This is a genomic window from Arthrobacter sp. MP_M4 (genome assembly GCF_035984855.1).
Classification (GTDB): domain Bacteria; phylum Actinomycetota; class Actinomycetes; order Actinomycetales; family Micrococcaceae; genus Arthrobacter.
The window spans coordinates 1-16,026 of the sequence record NZ_JAXCHX010000025.1 but is presented as its reverse complement, the minus strand read 5'-3'; the positions used below and the strand labels follow the sequence as shown (position 1 = coordinate 16,026).

At 66.2% G+C, this 16,026-nt stretch carries 16 protein-coding genes; 7 read left to right on the top strand and 9 right to left on the bottom strand.

The features are described 5' to 3' along the window. Window positions 1-3 precede the first annotated feature (3 nt). Complete coding sequence (locus RCH15_RS15690; RefSeq protein ID WP_326961595.1) at window positions 4-1,347, bottom strand: DUF2254 domain-containing protein; 1,344 nt, start codon at window positions 1,345-1,347, stop codon at window positions 4-6. 271 nt (window positions 1,348-1,618) lie between these two features. Between RCH15_RS15690 and RCH15_RS15685 the strand changes: the two genes are divergently transcribed. After that, the gene (locus RCH15_RS15685; RefSeq protein ID WP_326961594.1) at window positions 1,619-3,202 is read left to right on the top strand and encodes an aminopeptidase P family protein; all 1,584 of its coding nucleotides are present in this window, start codon (window positions 1,619-1,621) and stop codon (window positions 3,200-3,202) included. Window positions 3,203-3,328: 126 nt separating this feature from the next. Here the strand turns inward: RCH15_RS15685 and RCH15_RS15680 are convergent, their stop codons facing one another. After that, complete coding sequence (locus RCH15_RS15680; RefSeq protein WP_326961593.1) at window positions 3,329-4,276, bottom strand: general stress protein; 948 nt, start codon at window positions 4,274-4,276, stop codon at window positions 3,329-3,331. A gap of 77 nt (window positions 4,277-4,353) precedes the next feature. On the opposite strand from RCH15_RS15680, the gene RCH15_RS15675 reads away from it, so the two are divergent. From RCH15_RS15675 to RCH15_RS15665, 3 genes are read left to right on the top strand one after another with little or no spacing between them, the layout of a single operon-like run. Then, complete coding sequence (locus RCH15_RS15675; RefSeq protein ID WP_326961592.1) at window positions 4,354-5,637, top strand: magnesium transporter MgtE N-terminal domain-containing protein; 1,284 nt, start codon at window positions 4,354-4,356, stop codon at window positions 5,635-5,637. Then, window positions 5,618-6,400: a DUF1003 domain-containing protein gene (locus RCH15_RS15670; RefSeq protein ID WP_326961591.1), complete on the top strand. Its 783-nt coding sequence runs from the start codon at window positions 5,618-5,620 to the stop codon at window positions 6,398-6,400. The genes RCH15_RS15675 and RCH15_RS15670 overlap by 20 nt, the downstream gene beginning before the upstream one ends. A gap of 11 nt (window positions 6,401-6,411) precedes the next feature. Then, window positions 6,412-7,653: an Mrp/NBP35 family ATP-binding protein gene (locus RCH15_RS15665; RefSeq protein WP_326961590.1), complete on the top strand. Its 1,242-nt coding sequence runs from the start codon at window positions 6,412-6,414 to the stop codon at window positions 7,651-7,653. Here RCH15_RS15665 and RCH15_RS15660 read toward each other — a convergent pair. The 3 genes from RCH15_RS15660 to sigE all read right to left on the bottom strand — a co-directional run bounded on the left by RCH15_RS15660 (window position 7,650) and on the right by sigE (window position 9,897). Continuing rightward, entirely contained in the window at window positions 7,650-8,048 is a 399-nt protein-coding gene (locus RCH15_RS15660; RefSeq protein ID WP_326961589.1) for a Sec-independent protein translocase TatB, read from the bottom strand. The genes RCH15_RS15665 and RCH15_RS15660 overlap by 4 nt on opposite strands. Before the next feature lie 80 nt (window positions 8,049-8,128). Next, complete coding sequence (locus tag RCH15_RS15655) at window positions 8,129-9,253, bottom strand: hypothetical protein (RefSeq protein WP_326961588.1); 1,125 nt, start codon at window positions 9,251-9,253, stop codon at window positions 8,129-8,131. Between the two features lie 8 nt (window positions 9,254-9,261). After that, complete coding sequence (sigE, locus tag RCH15_RS15650) at window positions 9,262-9,897, bottom strand: RNA polymerase sigma factor SigE (RefSeq protein WP_326961587.1); 636 nt, start codon at window positions 9,895-9,897, stop codon at window positions 9,262-9,264. A gap of 315 nt (window positions 9,898-10,212) precedes the next feature. Between sigE and RCH15_RS15645 the strand changes: the two genes are divergently transcribed. Continuing rightward, a complete protein-coding gene (locus RCH15_RS15645; protein ID WP_326961586.1) occupies window positions 10,213-10,845 on the top strand; it encodes an O-methyltransferase in 633 nt (210 codons plus the stop codon). 128 nt (window positions 10,846-10,973) lie between these two features. Here RCH15_RS15645 and RCH15_RS15640 read toward each other — a convergent pair whose 3' ends face one another. From RCH15_RS15640 to RCH15_RS15625, 4 genes are all read right to left on the bottom strand, one after another. Beyond that, window positions 10,974-11,141 (bottom strand): DUF3117 domain-containing protein, encoded by a 168-nt coding sequence (locus tag RCH15_RS15640; protein ID WP_069949162.1) that lies wholly within the window; start codon window positions 11,139-11,141, stop codon window positions 10,974-10,976. A 233-nt stretch (window positions 11,142-11,374) separates the two neighbouring features. Next, window positions 11,375-12,646: a hypothetical protein gene (locus tag RCH15_RS15635; protein ID WP_326961585.1), complete on the bottom strand. Its 1,272-nt coding sequence runs from the start codon at window positions 12,644-12,646 to the stop codon at window positions 11,375-11,377. Then, window positions 12,643-13,005, bottom strand: coding sequence for a DivIVA domain-containing protein (locus RCH15_RS15630; RefSeq protein WP_326961584.1), 363 nt, complete (start codon window positions 13,003-13,005; stop codon window positions 12,643-12,645). Before RCH15_RS15630 ends, RCH15_RS15635 begins: the two co-directional genes overlap by 4 nt. A 43-nt stretch (window positions 13,006-13,048) precedes the next feature. Next, window positions 13,049-14,023, bottom strand: a complete 975-nt coding sequence (locus RCH15_RS15625; RefSeq protein ID WP_442784525.1) for a TIGR00730 family Rossman fold protein — start codon at window positions 14,021-14,023, stop codon at window positions 13,049-13,051. Between the two features lie 197 nt (window positions 14,024-14,220). Here RCH15_RS15625 and RCH15_RS15620 point away from each other — a divergent pair, with 197 nt between their 5' ends. Continuing rightward, on the top strand, window positions 14,221-14,976 hold the full coding sequence (locus tag RCH15_RS15620; RefSeq protein WP_326961582.1) for an amino acid ABC transporter ATP-binding protein: 756 nt from the start codon (window positions 14,221-14,223) through the stop codon (window positions 14,974-14,976). Between the two features lie 61 nt (window positions 14,977-15,037). Continuing rightward, window positions 15,038-15,916: a glutamate ABC transporter substrate-binding protein gene (locus RCH15_RS15615; RefSeq protein WP_326961581.1), complete on the top strand. Its 879-nt coding sequence runs from the start codon at window positions 15,038-15,040 to the stop codon at window positions 15,914-15,916. Window positions 15,917-16,026 lie beyond the last annotated feature (110 nt).

Sequence of the window (16,026 nt, the reverse complement as noted above, 5' to 3'; positions counted from 1 at the left end):
AGGTCAGCGTGCGTTTGCGGCCACCGCGGACCGCACCTGGTCAAACCGGTCAACCAGGGCGTGTTTTTCGGTACTCGTGTACTGGTGATGCTCGATGCTCTCGCGCAGCTCCGCCAGTTGGGACTCCAGGGCATGGCGCTGGGCGCCGAGGTGATTGCACCAGTTGACCTCTTCGAACAGGGTCAAAAGGCGTAAGCCGACTTCCACGTCCTGCATGCCGTAGTGGCGGATCTGCGACACGGCGGTGGCGAGGAAATGGTCAAAGCCGGGTCGAGCGACGATGGCCCGGACCCGGCCATCCGCATCCTGGACCAAGTGGTCGCGGAGCTCCCGTTCCATCAGCATGCACAGCAGGCTGGACAGGTGGCCAATGACATGCACGGCCGTCGTGGGGTCGTTGGTGCCCGGTGAGAGTGCCCGGGCTCCGACGTCCGCCAATTGCCGGAATCCAAAAACCGGATCCTGATCATTCGTCCGTTCAAAGCCCACCGTCACGACGTCGGCCAGCTGCCGGGTGAGGTCCTCAAGCTCTGCGGACGTGAACGGCTCCCGTGCGGCGCCAGCCCAGGCCGTGGCGAACGGAACACCGGCTATCAGGGAGTCCCCCGCCCACACATCGATCCGGACCACGGCGCCACGTTCCCGGGCCGCCGCGGCCAGCCCCGCTTCGTCGACCATATTCAGGAAGCCCGACGACGGGGCCAGGACCCGTTGTCCGCCCGACGCGGTGGGCTCGCCAGGAGCGGCGGCTGCGCCCGCGGTCGGTGTCGGGTGTGTTGGAAGTACGCGCTCGATCGTGGCGGCGGTTTCAGAATGGACGTTCCGCATCATCGTCTCTACGCGGATTTCGCGGGTGAGGTGGGCCAAAAAGAGGACGAGGCCGATGACGCTGGCGATGGCCAGGAGGAACGCGACGGTCACCGCGATGTCAGGCACGAATTCGGTCCCGCCCGCCGTGCCACTCCGGACACTGCGCAGGACGGTGAGAGAGTAGGCGAAGGTCCCGAGGAAAAGTGCCAGGGTCCAGTGAACGAAGCTGTCACTGGTGAAGGTGCGGAGCAGCCGGGGGGAAAACTGGCTGCTGGCCAGCTGCAGGGTAACAACGGTGAGGGAGAACGTCAGCGAAGTGACGGTGATCAGCGACCCGGAGATGGCTTCCAGCACGGACCGGGCGGCCTCCGCCCCGCCGCTGAAGAGGTACACCTGCAGAACTTCCGGCAGGCGGTCATCGACCACAGCGTCCAGGGCCGGCAGCCCGACACCAGACGCTACGGCCAATGCCACGGCGAAGACCGGGATCGGCCACAGACGCGAACTGAATGCGGCCCGGATGGCGTGCGCTCTCACCTGCACCGGCCGGCCCGGAGTCCAGTGGCGGCGCCAGCAGTGTGATCGGCGGCCCGACGGTGTGCGGCCCGCTTGGGTGCCGGAGATACCGCCGGAACAACCGACGGCTTCCTGGATTCATCAGCCATGACGTCGAGTCTAATGGCGGCCCAGGGAACGGCTGCCGGCGCGTCCGCTCCTGCCCTGCCTCGCTCCGCAGGGTCAAGGCGTTGATGTCGCCAACCCGCCGGCCTGTTGGCCTCAGCCGCTGCGCTGGTGAGACGATGGGACGGTGAACGATGCAGATAACACCCAAGTCTCCGCTTCCCAACCCCTCGACGAGCGCGTCAACAACCGCTCACAGCGGCCCAGTTCCGATGCTTTTAAGGCATTTATGGCCAGCAACTGGGCCCCGGTCCGTGAACAGCTCCCGGAACGCGACGCCGTCGCCGGCCATGCCGCTGCCCGCCGCCGCGCCGTCTCAGAGCAGTTCAAGGGCGAACGCCTGGTCATTCCCGCCGGTCCGCTGAAGGTCCGGTCGAACGACTGCGACTACCGCTTCCGGCCGCACTCCGGCTTCGCGCATCTCACCGGCCTCGGCCTGGACCACGAGCCCGACGCCGTGCTTATCCTGGAACCCGTCGAAGCCGGCAAGGGCGATGACGGCGGCCACCACCACGCGACGCTGTATTTCCGTCCGCTGGCCGGCCGCGACACCGAACAGTTCTACGCTGACTCCCGGTCCGGTGAATTCTGGATCGGCGCCCGCCCCACCCTGGCGGAGTTCAAAGCCCGCCTCGGACTGGACACTGCGGACATCAGTGAACTCGAACTTGGCATCACCAAGAACGTCGGCGCCCCCGAAATTGGCGGGATCTCCATCCGGCTGGTGCGGAAGGTGGACGAGAACATCGACGCCCTGGTTGACACCGCCCGCTACAACACGGCCAAGGACCCCGAGAACCTTGACCTCGGCATCCTCGATGCCTTGGATGAGAAGCTAACGGAAGCCCTCTCTGAACTGCGGCTGCTCAAGGACGAGTGGGAAGTTGAGCAGATGAAGACCGCCGTCGCCGCCACCGTGCAGGGTTTCACCGAAGTGGTGAAGTCACTTCCGCGGGCACTGACGCACCAGCGTGGCGAGCGCGTCGTCGAAGGGGCGTTCTTCGCCCGGGCCAGGGAAGAAGGTAATGAGCTCGGCTACGACACCATCGCAGCCTCCGGCAACAACGCCACCGTGCTGCACTGGACCCGGAACACCGGGAAAGTCACCGCCGGCGAGCTTCTGCTGCTCGATGCCGGTGTTGAGGCGGATTCGCTCTACACCGCAGACATCACGCGCACTCTGCCGGCCAACGGCACCTTCTCCGAGGTCCAGCGCAAGGTCTACGAGGCCGTCCTCGACGCCGCCGACGCAGGCTTCGCTGCCGCCCAGCCCGGGACCAAGTTCCGCGACATCCACACCGCGGCCACCACGGTGCTGGCGGAACGCCTCGCTGAATGGGGCCTGCTGCCGGTCTCCGTCGAAGAGGCCATCAGCGCAGAGGGCCAGCAGCACCGCCGCTGGATGCCGCACGGCACCAGCCACCACCTTGGCCTCGACGTGCACGACTGCGCCCAGGCCAAGCGCGAGCTGTACCTGGACGGCGTCCTCACGCCGGGGATGGTCTTCACGATCGAACCCGGACTCTATTTCAAGGACGAGGACCTCGGCATTCCGGCAGAATACCGCGGAATCGGTGTCCGCATCGAGGATGACATCCTCATGACCGCCGACGGCCCGGTCAACCTCAGCGCCGCCCTGCCCCGCAAGGCGGCCGACGTCGAGTCCTGGATGGCGGGCATTTACCAGGAAGCGGAAGGCCACACGGCGTAGTTCCAGCACCGCGTAGTTCCAGCCGGCCAGCCCCGCCGCTGTACTGGGCACTTGCGGAGTTGAAGCTGGCACGAAGAAGGCCTCCGCCCGGATCATCACCGGGCGGAGGCCTTCATTGTCTGCCAGCTAGTGCTGCTCGCCGCCTTGACCGGGTTTCTGCTTGGGGGCGTCGGTGACGCGGACCCCGTATTGGGGGCGGCCGTCCGGCAGGTCCGGGTAGGCGAAGCCGGCCGGCTTCGCGGGCTCCTCCGTGGTCTGTGCAGCGTCCGCGGAGCCCACCGGCTGCTGCGGGGACGTGGCCTGCTGTGAAGCGGGCTGTGGTGCTTCAGGACGCTGACCGCCGGCGTGCCGCCCGGCCTCATGCTGCCCGGCCTCATGCTGCCCGGCTTCCGGAGTCCGCTGGCCATACGGGTCTGTCCAGCCCGCAGGCCGCTGGGGTTCGCTGCCCTGCTGGCCCGGCTGGTACGGCGGGTGCTGACCCTGCTGGTAGGGCTGGTGCTGGTTGGGCTGGTGCTGGTGGTCGCGCTGGGGGTACCCGCCGGATCCGGCGGACGCCGAGGCGTCCTGCTGCGTCATGGGCAGTTGGTGGAGCAGCCGCCGCGCCTCATTCGCCGCTTCAAAGGAAACCACGACGTCGTAGTTGGTCGCCACGACCTGGCTCGTGGACGTGAAGTCCCGTTTACCCCGCTGCATGGCGTAGGTGACGATGCCGAACAGCATGAAGAACGCCGCACCCATGAGCACCGACGTCAGGATCGAAAAAGCGCCGTCGGTCGTGGAGAAAAAGGACAGCATGATGCCCACAAACAGGCCGAACCACATGCCGCTCAGCGCCCCGGAGAGAGCCACCCGGGGGTAGGTAAGCCTGCCGGTGACCCGCTCGACCATCTTCAACTCATTGCCGACTATGGAAACCATCTGTACCGGGAACTGCTGGTCCGCCAGGTAATCCACCGCCTTCTGGGCATCCAGGTAGGAGTTGTAGGACCCAACAGTGTCCCCCTTGGGAACAGTGCGGGCCTCGTCCGGGCCGTTGGGGGCGCCAGCCCTGGGAGCACCAAAAATGTTTGACATACGCCTATTCTTACCTATCCGGCTGGGCACCGGCTGTAAATTCAGCTAAAAGAGAGCGGACTCGGTAGCCTGTACAGGTGAGCACAAATCTTTCGCGGGTGTTTGTTGCGCGCCTCCTCGGACTCGATGTCTTTGACCCACTGGGCGATCGACTCGGCAGGCTGCGCGACGTCGTCGTGCTCTCGCGCGGCACCCGGGGCGCACCGCACGTCGTGGGCATCGTCGTCGAAGTTCCTGGGAAAAAGCGGGTCTTCGTGCCGATGACCCGGATCACCTCGATCGACCAGACCCAGATCATCTGCACCGGGCTGGTGAACCTGCGGCGTTTTGAGCAGCGGGGCGCCGAAACCCTGGTCGTGGCCGAAATGTTCGACCGCCGGGTGACACTCGCCGACGGCAGCGGGGACGCCACCATCGAGGACATCGCGATGGACAAGCACCGCTCCGGCGACTGGTTTGTCAGCAAGCTCTTCGTCCGCCGCGGCCATTCCCTCTCGCCGCTGAGCAGGCTGCGCCGAAATGAGACCATGATCATCGACTGGGCTGACGCGCAGCAGGGCGCCCGCACCGAGCCCCAGGCCGCCACCCAGTTCGTCGCCACCCACGAGGACCTCAAACCGGCCGACTTCGCCGAGGCCCTGCAGGAAATGAGCGACAAACGCCGCTTCGAAGTCGCCAGTGAGCTCCAGGACGAACGGCTGGCCGACGTCCTGCAGGAGATGCCCGAGGGCGACCAGGTGGAAATCCTCTCCGCCCTCGACGTCAACCGTGCCGCGGACGTACTGGAGGAGATGGACCCCGACGACGCCGCCGACCTCCTCGCCGAGCTCCCCAGCGCCCAGGCCGAAGAGCTGCTCCAGCTGATGGAACCCGAGGGCGCCGAGGACGTCCGCCGGCTGCTCGAATATGATGAGGACACCGCCGGTGGTCTGATGACCCCGGTTCCGGTGATCCTGCCCCCGGAAGCCACCGTCGCCGAAGCCCTTGCCCACGTCCGACGCGAGGAGCTGTCCCCAGCCCTCGCCTCGTCGATCTTCATCGCCCGGCCCCCGCTGGAGACTCCCACGGGCCGGTTCCTGGGTGTTGTGCATATTCAGCAACTGTTGCGCTTCCCGCCGCCCGAGCCGCTCGGAAACCTGGTGGACAAGACCCTGGAGCCGGTCTCGGACCTGGCCCACATCAGCGAGGTGGCCCGCACGCTGGCCACCTACAACCTCAACTCGCTCCCCGTCGTCAACAGCGACGGTCGGCTTGTGGGGGCGGTGACTGTTGACGATGTGCTGGATCATCTGCTGCCCGATGACTGGCGCGCCCATGAGGACGATGTCCCGATAAGGAAGCTTGGAGGCCGCATTGGCTGATAACAGCGCACCACGCAACGCCCAAAGCCGGCCGGGCAGCAAACCGGACAAGGGAAGCCTCGACACTCCTTTGAGCGGGCGCCAGCGGATCCTCCCGAAATTCTCGCCGAACCCGGACGCCTTTGGCCAGACCACCGAAGGCTTCGCCCGCTTCATGGGCACACCCCAGTTCCTCGTCTACATGACGGTGTTCGTCGTCATCTGGCTGGCCTGGAACACCTGGGCACCGGAGGCCTGGCAGTTTGATTCCCTGGCCCTCGGCTTCACCCTGCTGACCCTGATGCTCTCGCTCCAGGCTTCCTACGCCGCGCCGCTGCTGCTGCTTGCCCAAAACCGGCAGGACGACCGTGACCGCGTTTCCCTGCAGCAGGACCGCCAGCGCGCGGAACGCAACCTCTCGGACACCGAATACCTGACCCGGGAACTGGCGTCGCTGCGGATCGCACTGCGGGAAGTCGCCACCCGCGACTACGTCCGCGCCGAACTTCGGAGCCTGCTGGAGGACATGCTCGAGGCGCAGGAGGAACTGCGCACCCACGATCCCTCCGCCGGAGTCCACGAGTCTCCGCGGGACAAGGTCAAGGAAAAGCTGAAGGAACGCCGCGACAAGCAGCGCAGCCCCCGGACGCAGCAAAGTCCCCGGGTCAAATCCGACACCAGCCCGAAGGCGGCCCGAATGGACCGCACGGCGCCCGAGCAGCCGCCGGCCACCGAGGCGGATACCGCCGGCACCGCCGCACATTCCACCTCCCCAGAGAACTGAGCCGTCCCCGCATGAACGCCACCCCGGTGAACGCCGCCCCGGACAGTGCCAGCCCTGAGGGTGCCCGCCCTGACATTTCAAGCGCCGGCAGCCTGAGCCCCGGCGCCCCGGGCGCGGGAACGCCGCCAGCGTCACCACCCGCGGAGGCTGTGCACGCCGCCCTCGCGACCGTGATCGATCCCGAGCTCCGCCGTCCCATCACGGAGCTCGGCATGGTGGACACCGTTGAGATTTCCGACGGCGGCAAGGTAAGGGTTGCGGTACTTTTGACCATCGCAGGCTGCCCGTTGCGCGGAACCATCACCGCGGACTGCGAAACCGCGCTGTCAGCGGTGCCGGGGGTCACGGGCGTCGCGGTTGACCTGAAGGTCATGTCGCAGGAACAGCGCGACGCGCTCAAGGACCGGCTCCGCGGCGCAGGCGCGCAGCGCGGAATACCGTTCAACGATCCCGGCTCACTGACCAAGGTGTACGCCGTGGCCAGCGGCAAGGGCGGGGTCGGAAAATCCTCCGTGACGGTGAATCTCGCCTGTGCGCTTGCCGCGCAAGGCCTGCGCGTGGGCATCGTGGACGCGGACGTCTACGGCTTCTCCGTCCCGGCACTGATGGGTATCACCCAGGCGCCCACCCGGGTGGATGACATGATCCTGCCGCCGGTCGCCTATGGGGTCAAAGTCATTTCAATCGGCATGTTTGTCACCGGCAACCAGCCGGTCGCCTGGCGGGGACCCATGTTGCACCGGGCCCTGGAGCAGTTCCTCACCGACGTTTACTTCGGCGATCTGGACGCCCTGTTCCTGGACCTGCCGCCCGGAACAGGCGACATCGCCATTTCCGTGGCCCAATTACTGCCGCAAGCGCAGATCCTTGTGGTCACCACGCCGCAGACTGCGGCAGCGGATGTGGCGGAGCGGGCCGGAGCGATTGCCACCCAGACCGGCCAGGGCGTCGCCGGGGTCGTCGAAAATATGTCGTACCTGGAGCTGCCCGACGGCGGCCGGATGGAGCTGTTTGGCAGCGGCGGCGGCACGGTGCTGGCCGAGCGGCTGACGGCGACGGTCGGTACGGACGTTCCGCTGCTGGGACAGATCCCGCTGGACATCCTGCTGCGGGAGGGCGGCGACGCCGGAGTCCCCTTGGTACTGGGCCGGCCAGAGACGCCGGCGGCCGCGGCGCTGCTGCAGATCGCCGGGAGGCTCGCGACGGTCCCGCGCGGGCTGCAGGGAAAGGCACTGGGACTGCAGCCCCGCTAGGTGGCTTCCGAGTCGAAGGGCGCCGGCTCACCCGCGGGAAGGCGCTCAGCCGCCCGGACGGGCCGGCGCTCCGAGGCGGCCGCTGAGGCCGCCGCTACGGTGGCGACGGCGTCCGGTGCCCCGGCGCTGACGGGCTTGGTGTCATCTTCCAGCAGCGCTTCCTTGATGATCCGGCGGGGATCGTACTGACGGGGATCATATTTCTTCCAGTCGACGTCATCGATGTCAATGCCGACTTCATCCTTGATCTGCTCCCGCGCCCCGGAGGCCATCCGGCGGACTTCCTTGACAATATTGGCGAGTTTTTGGGTGTATTCGGGCAGCCTACTGGGACCGATCACCAGAAGGCCGATGATCAGCAGAAGTAAGAACTCCGGTCCGTTGATTCCAAGCACTGTAGGAAGATTACCCTCTCAATCGGAACGGGGACGATTCGGCGAAGACACACGGACGCGTGCCGCGCCGGATCGGGCTGTCACGGGGCCAGCATCTCCACAATCCTGCCCAGGCCGCGCTCCAACCGGGCAGTGAAGTCGGGCGCTGGACCGGCCCCGCCGCGGTCGGATCCTCCGGTGCCGCCGGCGGCGCCCTCCGGTCCCTGCCCGGCGGTACCCGCCGTCCCCGGCGCCGCGGTGCGCGCCCGGATCAGAGCCGCGACGCCGTCGTCGGCCTGCTCCGGGGGCAGGTCCGAGATGTACGTGAAGGTGGTTCCGTCCGTTTGATAGATGGCGGCAAAGGGCGCCGCAGCATGCACCCACAAACTCCCGGCCGCCGGCACCGGGACGCCGTTCCCGGCCGTTACCGGGACGGCACTGAAGCCATCTGCGGGTGCCAGATGGCCGGTGACGACATTAAGGGGTGCCGGTTGGCCGCTGTTCTGCTCAGGGGGATGGTTCGGTTTCGTGCCGCCGTGCTGTTCGAACACGGTGGCGAAGTGCTGTCCGTCGGTGAGTCGCAGTTCCAGGAGATCGCCGCCGGCCATCACACGGCTGCGTGCCCAGACCAGATGGTAGCCGAGTTCTCGGAGCTCAGGGCACGTCCAGCCCGCCGCGCGCAGCGCAATGAGTTGTTGCCCGGTGAGGGAGCCCGAAGGGGTGAAGTCCGGTTCACCAGTGAGGCTCCATCCGGCCGGTGCGCCCGGCCCTGCCTCGACGGCGTCCGCCGGGGAATCCGGGGACTCCCCCGGCAGGAGGGCGGAGTCCGCTGCGCCGGTCGCCGCCGGGAACGGGGCCGGGGTGGCACCCATCAGGTAGGCCGATCCGCCGAGCAGGGCCGCAGCGGCCACTGCGCCGGCAGCCGTGACCACGGATGCGCGAAGGGCCGGGGGAAGGACGCGCGCCGCGCGCCGTGGGGCGGCGCCCGGTTGCGGTGCCCCAGTCGGCTCCCCCGGTCGTGCGGGCTCTCCGGCACGGGCCAATTCTTCGGTACGGGCCAGTAGGCGCGCGGTCAGGTCGTCGCTGGCCGCAGGAACATCTGCCCTGCGCAGCCGCTCCAGGTATTGGCGTTCCCGGCGTTGCTGAAGCAGGCATTCACCACACGAATCAGGATGCCGGCCGCGCCGCTGGTGCAGGGCGAGCAGCAGTCGTTTCAGCAGACGCATCGCCTGGTTCAGAGGAGACCGGCGATGCGCGGCATCTTCAGGCGCGGCTTGATTGACGCCTTGGCGGACTGCGGCGGCCGCGGGTCCCGGTGGGCAAGCTTCTCCCGCAGCATCGTCCGGCCGCGGTGGATCCGGGAGCGGACGGTTCCGAGCTTAATGCCCAGGGCGACAGCGACCTCGTCATAGGAGAGTCCTTCAAGGTCGCACAGCACGACGGCGGCGCGGAAGTCCGGCGGAAGCTCTTCGAGGGCGGCCTGCACGTCGATATCAAGGTTGTTGAACTCGAAGCTTTGCTCCGGTCCGGGTTCGCGCCCCGGAAGGCGGGATTCGGCGTCCTCGGCCAGAGCATCGAAGCGGATGCGGCTCTTGCGCCGCGCCTGGTCCAGGAACAAGTTGGTGGTGATCCGGTGCAGCCACCCATCCAGTGTGCCTGGCTTGAAGTTCTCCAATGAGCGGAACACCCGGACGAAAACTTCCTGGGTGAGGTCCTCGGCGTCGTATTTGTTGCCGGTCAGGCGGTATGCAAGGCGGTAGACCTTGGCGGAATGGTTGGTGACCACTTCTTCCCAGGTGGGACGCACCCATTCGGTTTCCGCCTCGGGCCGGGACTCTTCAGTTGTAGGGACAGCTGCCACTATCGACATTGTCCGCTCCCCTCGTGGATGGTGCTTACGCCGTGGACGGTGCTTGCGGCTGCAAGCGCCTGCACTTTGAATTCGGCGCCGATCACCACGCGGATGAGCGGATGACCATCATTTCAAAAGAATCTGGGAATTTCCTGACGCCGGCAGCCCTTCCGCCGACGGCTGAAACGGCGGCATCCGGCGTCACTTCACAGCAACAGCCCGGGTAGGGCGGGGCACTGTGACCGCCACCGCGGGGGCGCCTGACTTCGGGGCCGCACCTGACACAGTACGCTGGAGGGAACCATCCTCCCTGCCGCCCAGAAAGCGATATCCATGAGCGCCGATAAGTCCACGAGCTGGTCCTACGCAGAAGATCTGCCTGCCGAGGATGAGGTCATGCTGCACGCGCGCGAACGGTCCTTCGAGCTCGGCGTCAACCCGGTCGGTCCGGGCGTCGGTGCCGTCCTGACCGTCCTGGCTGCCGCGTCCAAAGCACAGACGGCAGTCGAAATCGGTACGGGCGCGGGCGTCTCGGGTGTCTGCATCCTGCGCGGCCTGGGCCCGCAGGCCGTGCTGACCACCATCGACGTCGACGTAGAGCACCTCAAGGCCGCCCGCGAGGCGTTCCAGGAGGCCGGCAGCCCGGCCAACCGGACCCGGACGATCTCCGGGCGGGCACGCGATGTCCTGCCCCGGCTGACGGACGGCGCCTACGACCTTGTCTTCATCGACGCCGACAAGCCGAACTATCCCGGCTATGTGGAGCAGGCCATCCGGTTGCTCAAGTCCGGCGGCCTGCTGATCGTCAACGACGCGCTCGACAAGGACCGCGTTGCCAATCCTGCCGCGCGGGAGGCGACCACTGTGATCCTCCGCCAGGTGGGCAGGTCCATCCGTGATGATGACCGGCTCTCGTCTGCCATGCTGCCGACCGGCGACGGTCTGTTGGTAGCCGTCAAGAAATAGCGGAGCGGGGAGCCGGCCTCCGGCAGCCTCCCACCGGGGGTTTCCGGCCTGCCCCGAACGACAACAGCGGGCGGGGCCCGCAGCCATCCGGCCACGGACCCCGCCCGCTGTGAAAAAGTTCGGTGAAGCTACTCGGTAACGCCGACGAGGCATTCCTTCAAGTTGGTAGCTTCAGCGGAGTTAAGTTCGACCACGAGCCGGCCGCCGCCTTCGAGCGGCACTCGCATGATCAAGCTTCGTCCTTCTTTGGTAACTTCCATCGGGCCGTCGCCGGTGCGTGGTTTCATAGCCGCCATAAGGAATATCCCCTCCATTAGTCCAGTGACTTAGCAGCCCGGCCGGGCTGCGTCCGCTTAGTCAATCAAGCTGCCCGGCGGCCGTGATGGAGTGCCATCAGGGCCATATACTCAGTTTGCTTCTTGTCCTTGCTTACCACCTATTATCGCGTAACAACGCGGCTGTAGCTAATCGTTGGACTTTCCGACGCGCCGCGCCGCGCTGGGGCGGCAGGCGCTAAAGGTGTCGCGCGTCACGGCGGATAGTCGCCTCCGCCGGGCAGCGGGGCCCACGCCCACAGCCACACGATCCAGACAATCTGCAGTAGCAGGAACATGAGGACCACGGTGCCGCGGTACGCCCGGGACCGGGAAACCACGGCGGCGCTGAGGGCCAGCGGAAACAGCGGGAGCAGCATCCGGAACGTGCTGGTCTGGGGGTGCAGGAAAACCAGCAGATAACCCAGATAGCAAACACACCAGAGCCGGAGTTCCGGGCCCAGCGCCCGCACCGGCCGGCACAGCATGGCTGCCGCGAAAAGCGCCACAAAAACGAAGGGTGCCAGCACTCCCAGGACGGGTCCGAAGAGCTGGATGCCGGCGTCGAACCACGGTTTGAACGGCACCAGGTCCTCGCCCCGCCAGACGGTTTCCGTCTTGGTGTACGCGCGGATGTCTCCCGTCACGGCCCAGGCGATCGCGGGCCAGAGCAACGCGCTGGCTCCGCTCACTGCAGTGAGCCCGCCGAGCCACCAAAGCTGGGTCCTGCTGTGCGGCACATCCTCTGTCAGCCCCGCCGCTTCGGCGCTGGCGGGTCCCAGCCGGGTGGCGTCCGCCCGCGCCGCGGCATAGTGCTTCCGCAGCCGGAAAAGAAAGAGCAGCCCGAGCATTGCCGCGAACGGCACGCCGGTAGGCCGGGACAAGCACATCAGCACAACCGCGGGCACGGCCCACAGATAGCGGCGCTGCATTACCAGCAGCAGGGCAGCGGCGAGCAGCAACAGGTTCAGCGATTCCGCGTAGGGCACCTGGAGTACCGGCGAGACGGGAAAAGTTGAGACAAACACTGTTCCCCAAAGCGCGGGACGGTGTCCGGCTCTGAGGCGGAACAGCCGGTAGATGACCAGTGCCGCCGCCAGGCCGCTCAGCATGGCGATGAGGGTCAGTGCGAACGCCGGGGGCATGCCGGTCAGAGCGGCGGCCGCCCGGCCCAGCAAAGGAAAGAGGGCGTAGAACGCCCAGGGATTCTCCTGGACGTTTCCGGCGCCGTCGGTGGGAAGAACCTCCGGGTACCCGTTCTGAAGGACCTCGCCGTACCAGCGGGCGTCCCAGATATTAATGAAGGACCAGTAGTCCGGTTTGGCGGGAAACCAGGGGTTCACGTCCTGGTGCAGTGCCGCGGCCATGAAGATGCAGGCACTGATGAAACGGGCGGCGGCATAGAGTCCCGCGACCTGCACCCACCAGGGCCAGCGCGTTACCCGGATACCTGCCCGGGCCGGGGCCCTGGCGGGTGCACTGCTCACGGAGCCTGCTCCGGTTTTCGCTCGAGGCGGGCGAGTTCGGCGGCAAGGTCCGCGATCTTTCTGTCTTTGACGGTGATCTGTTCCCGCAACTCGTCCAGCACCTGGTCCACCTGGTCCATCCGGTAGCCGCGCAAGCCGACAGCAAAGCGCAGCCGGTCGACGTCGGAAGCTACCGCCTCCGCGGGCAGCAGCACCGGCGGAAGGTTGGCTACCGGCTGGTCGAACCCGTCATTGAGGGCCTCGAGCGCGTCGTGGTCACTTCCGCGGCGTCCGCGGAAGACTCTTGACGCCCTGCCGGTGCCGAAAAGGAAAGCGGCACCAGCCAGCGCGATCGCAAGGAAAACCAGGAAGAAACTCACTCCCCCATCGTGCCAGACGACGGGGGGGTCCTGAGCGTGGCGCTCAGGCGCGCTTTCCGCCCGCGTCCCCGGTGCCGTTCCCATTGCCGGTCCCGTTCCCGGTCCCGTTTCCGTTGCCGGTCCCGTTGGGGTTACGGTGCCGGGCGGCACCTTCAACCACCAGCTCGACGGCGAGCGCCGGGTCGTCCACCACCTGCAGCAGGTCCAGGTCCTCCTCGGACATCATTCCCTCCGACACCAGCGTGCCTTGAATCCACTCCAGCATCGGGCTCCAGAACGCCGTGCCAATCAGGACAATGGGGAAGGAGGTCACCTTACGGGTCTGGACGAGGACCATCGCTTCAAAGAGTTCGTCGAGAGTCCCGAGTCCACCCGGCAGCACGATGAAACCTTGGGCGTACTTCACGAACATGGTCTTGCGGGCGAAGAAGTAGCGGAAGTTGATGCCCAGGTCCACCCACTGGTTCATCCCCTGTTCGAAGGGCAGCTCGATGCCGAGGCCCACCGACACGCCATTGCCCTGGACGGCCCCCTTGTTGGCCGCTTCCATCGAACCGGGCCCTCCGCCGGTGATCACCGCCAGCCCGGCTTCGGCCAGTTGGCGCCCCACTTCAACAGCGAGTTCATAGTTCTGGCTGCCCGGCCGGGTCCGGGCGGAGCCGAATACGCTGACCGCCGGGCCCAGGTCGGCGAGGGCGCCGAAGCCTTCCACGAACTCGCTCTGAATCCTGAGGACCCGCCACGGGTCGGTGTGGACGAACTGACCGGGTCCTTTGGTGTCCAGCAGGGTCCGGTCGGACATTGTGACTTTGGCAGCCTTGCGCCGCAGCTCCAACGGACCCTTGTGCCGGATCGCCGGGGCTGGCGGCGTCTCGCGGGACTCGACGGCTGCGCGCCCGGTCGCCTTTCCGGCAGCCTTGCCGCCCGCCTGTCCGGTTGCCTGCCCGGCTGGATTTCCGGCTGAATTTCCGGCGGCGGCCGGATCGCTGTTGTGCTGCGGTTCGGTACTCATGCCCACAGGGTAGCGCGGATGCCCGCCCGCACCGCTCCGGGCGCGGCACCGGCGCGGTGACACCCAGCAAATGTCCGGGCAGCGCCGAAGACTACCCGAGTCTGCCGCCAGGACCCTGACCGGCAGGTATCTCTTGAATCACGATCTCCAGGAACTCAGAGTGATTGCCGTCATAAGACGCCGATGTTCGCTAGATTCTTCTTATGACTACTCAAGTGCCCGGCGATGCCCTCGTCTCCCTGGATGCCGTGAACAAGCATTACGGCCAGTTGCACGTCCTCAAGGACATCAACCTGCATGTTCGCAAGGGCGAGGTCGTTGTCGTCATCGGACCTTCGGGTTCTGGCAAGTCGACGCTGTGCCGCGCCATCAACCGTCTTGAGACCATCGACGACGGCGTCATCAAGATTGACGGAAAAGAACTGCCCGAAGAGGGCAAGGAACTCGCCAAGTTGCGGGCTGACGTCGGCATGGTGTTCCAGTCGTTCAACCTTTTTGCCCACAAGACGATTCTTGAAAACGTCACCCTGGGGCCCATCAAGGTCAAAGGCATGTCCAAAGCCGAAGCGGACAAGGACGCCATGGCTCTCCTGGAGCGCGTCGGCGTCGGGCACCAGGCACCGAAACTGCCTGCCCAGCTCTCCGGCGGCCAGCAGCAGCGCGTCGCGATCGCCCGCGCCCTGGCCATGAAGCCGAAGGTGATGCTCTTCGATGAGCCCACCTCCGCCCTGGACCCGGAGATGATCAACGAAGTCCTCGACGTCATGATCCAGTTGGCCAAGGAAGGCATGACCATGATCGTGGTCACCCACGAAATGGGCTTCGCCCGGAAGGCTGCGGACCGCGTGGTCTTCATGGCCGACGGCCAGATCGTCGAGGACGCCACTCCCGAAGAGTTCTTCACCAACCCTAAGAGCAGCCGGGCGAAGGACTTCCTTTCCAAGCTGCTGACCCACTGATCCCTGACGAGATCGCATCCCGGCCGCCGCAAGGCGGCCGACCAATGAAAGGAATGTCCTCATGACATTTTTGACCCGACGGAAGTCCCTTCTGGTGGCCGCGTCCGCAGCCCTGGCTCTCAGCCTCAGCGCCTGCGGCGGCAGCTCCTCCACCACCAACCCGCCCGTGGCCGAGAAGCCCAGCTTCGCTGCCGACACCACCATGGCGAAGCTTTCCTCAGCCGGCAAGATCGTCATCGGCACCAAGTTTGACCAGCCCCTCTTCGGCCAGAAAGGCCTCGACGGCAAGCCCGTCGGCTTCGACGTCGAAATGGGCAAGTTGATCGCCGGCAAGCTTGGCATCCCCGCGGACAAGATCGAATGGAAAGAAACGGTATCCGCAAACCGCGAGCAGTTCCTGAAGAACGGCGACGTCGACATCATCGTGGCGACGTACACGATCAATGACAAGCGCAAAACCGAAGTCGACTTCGCTGGCCCGTATTACGAGGCCGGTCAGGCGCTCATGGTGAACAAGGACAACACCTCCATCACCAAGCCGGAGGACGTCAAGGGCAAGAACGTCTGCTCCGTCACCGGGTCCACCCCGGCCGGGACGATCGTGGAGAAGTACGGAGCAGTCCTGGTTCCGGCCGCGACCTACTCCGCCTGCCTCGAGCCACTGCGCAACAAGCAGGTTGAAGCGATCACCACCGACAACGTCATCCTCGCCGGCTTCGTGAACAAGGAACCGGACGCCTTCAAGCTGGCCTCGGACCAGACGTTCACCAAGGAGCCTTACGGCATCGGTCTGAAGAAGGACGACACCGTTTTCCGCAACTGGATCAATGACCAGCTGGAAGCCTTCGCCAAGGACGGGTCTTACAAGAAGGCCTGGGAAGCCACCGCCGGCGCCGTCATCAAGACCGCGCCCGAACTTCCCGCGATCAACCGCTACTAGCCTGGTGTGGCGGTTGCCGGGGTACGCGCCCGCCGCGGCCCTGCGCGGCTTCAGCATGACGTACGTGGAAATTGTCCGGAACACCCCGTTGACCATCGCGTTCTTCTTCG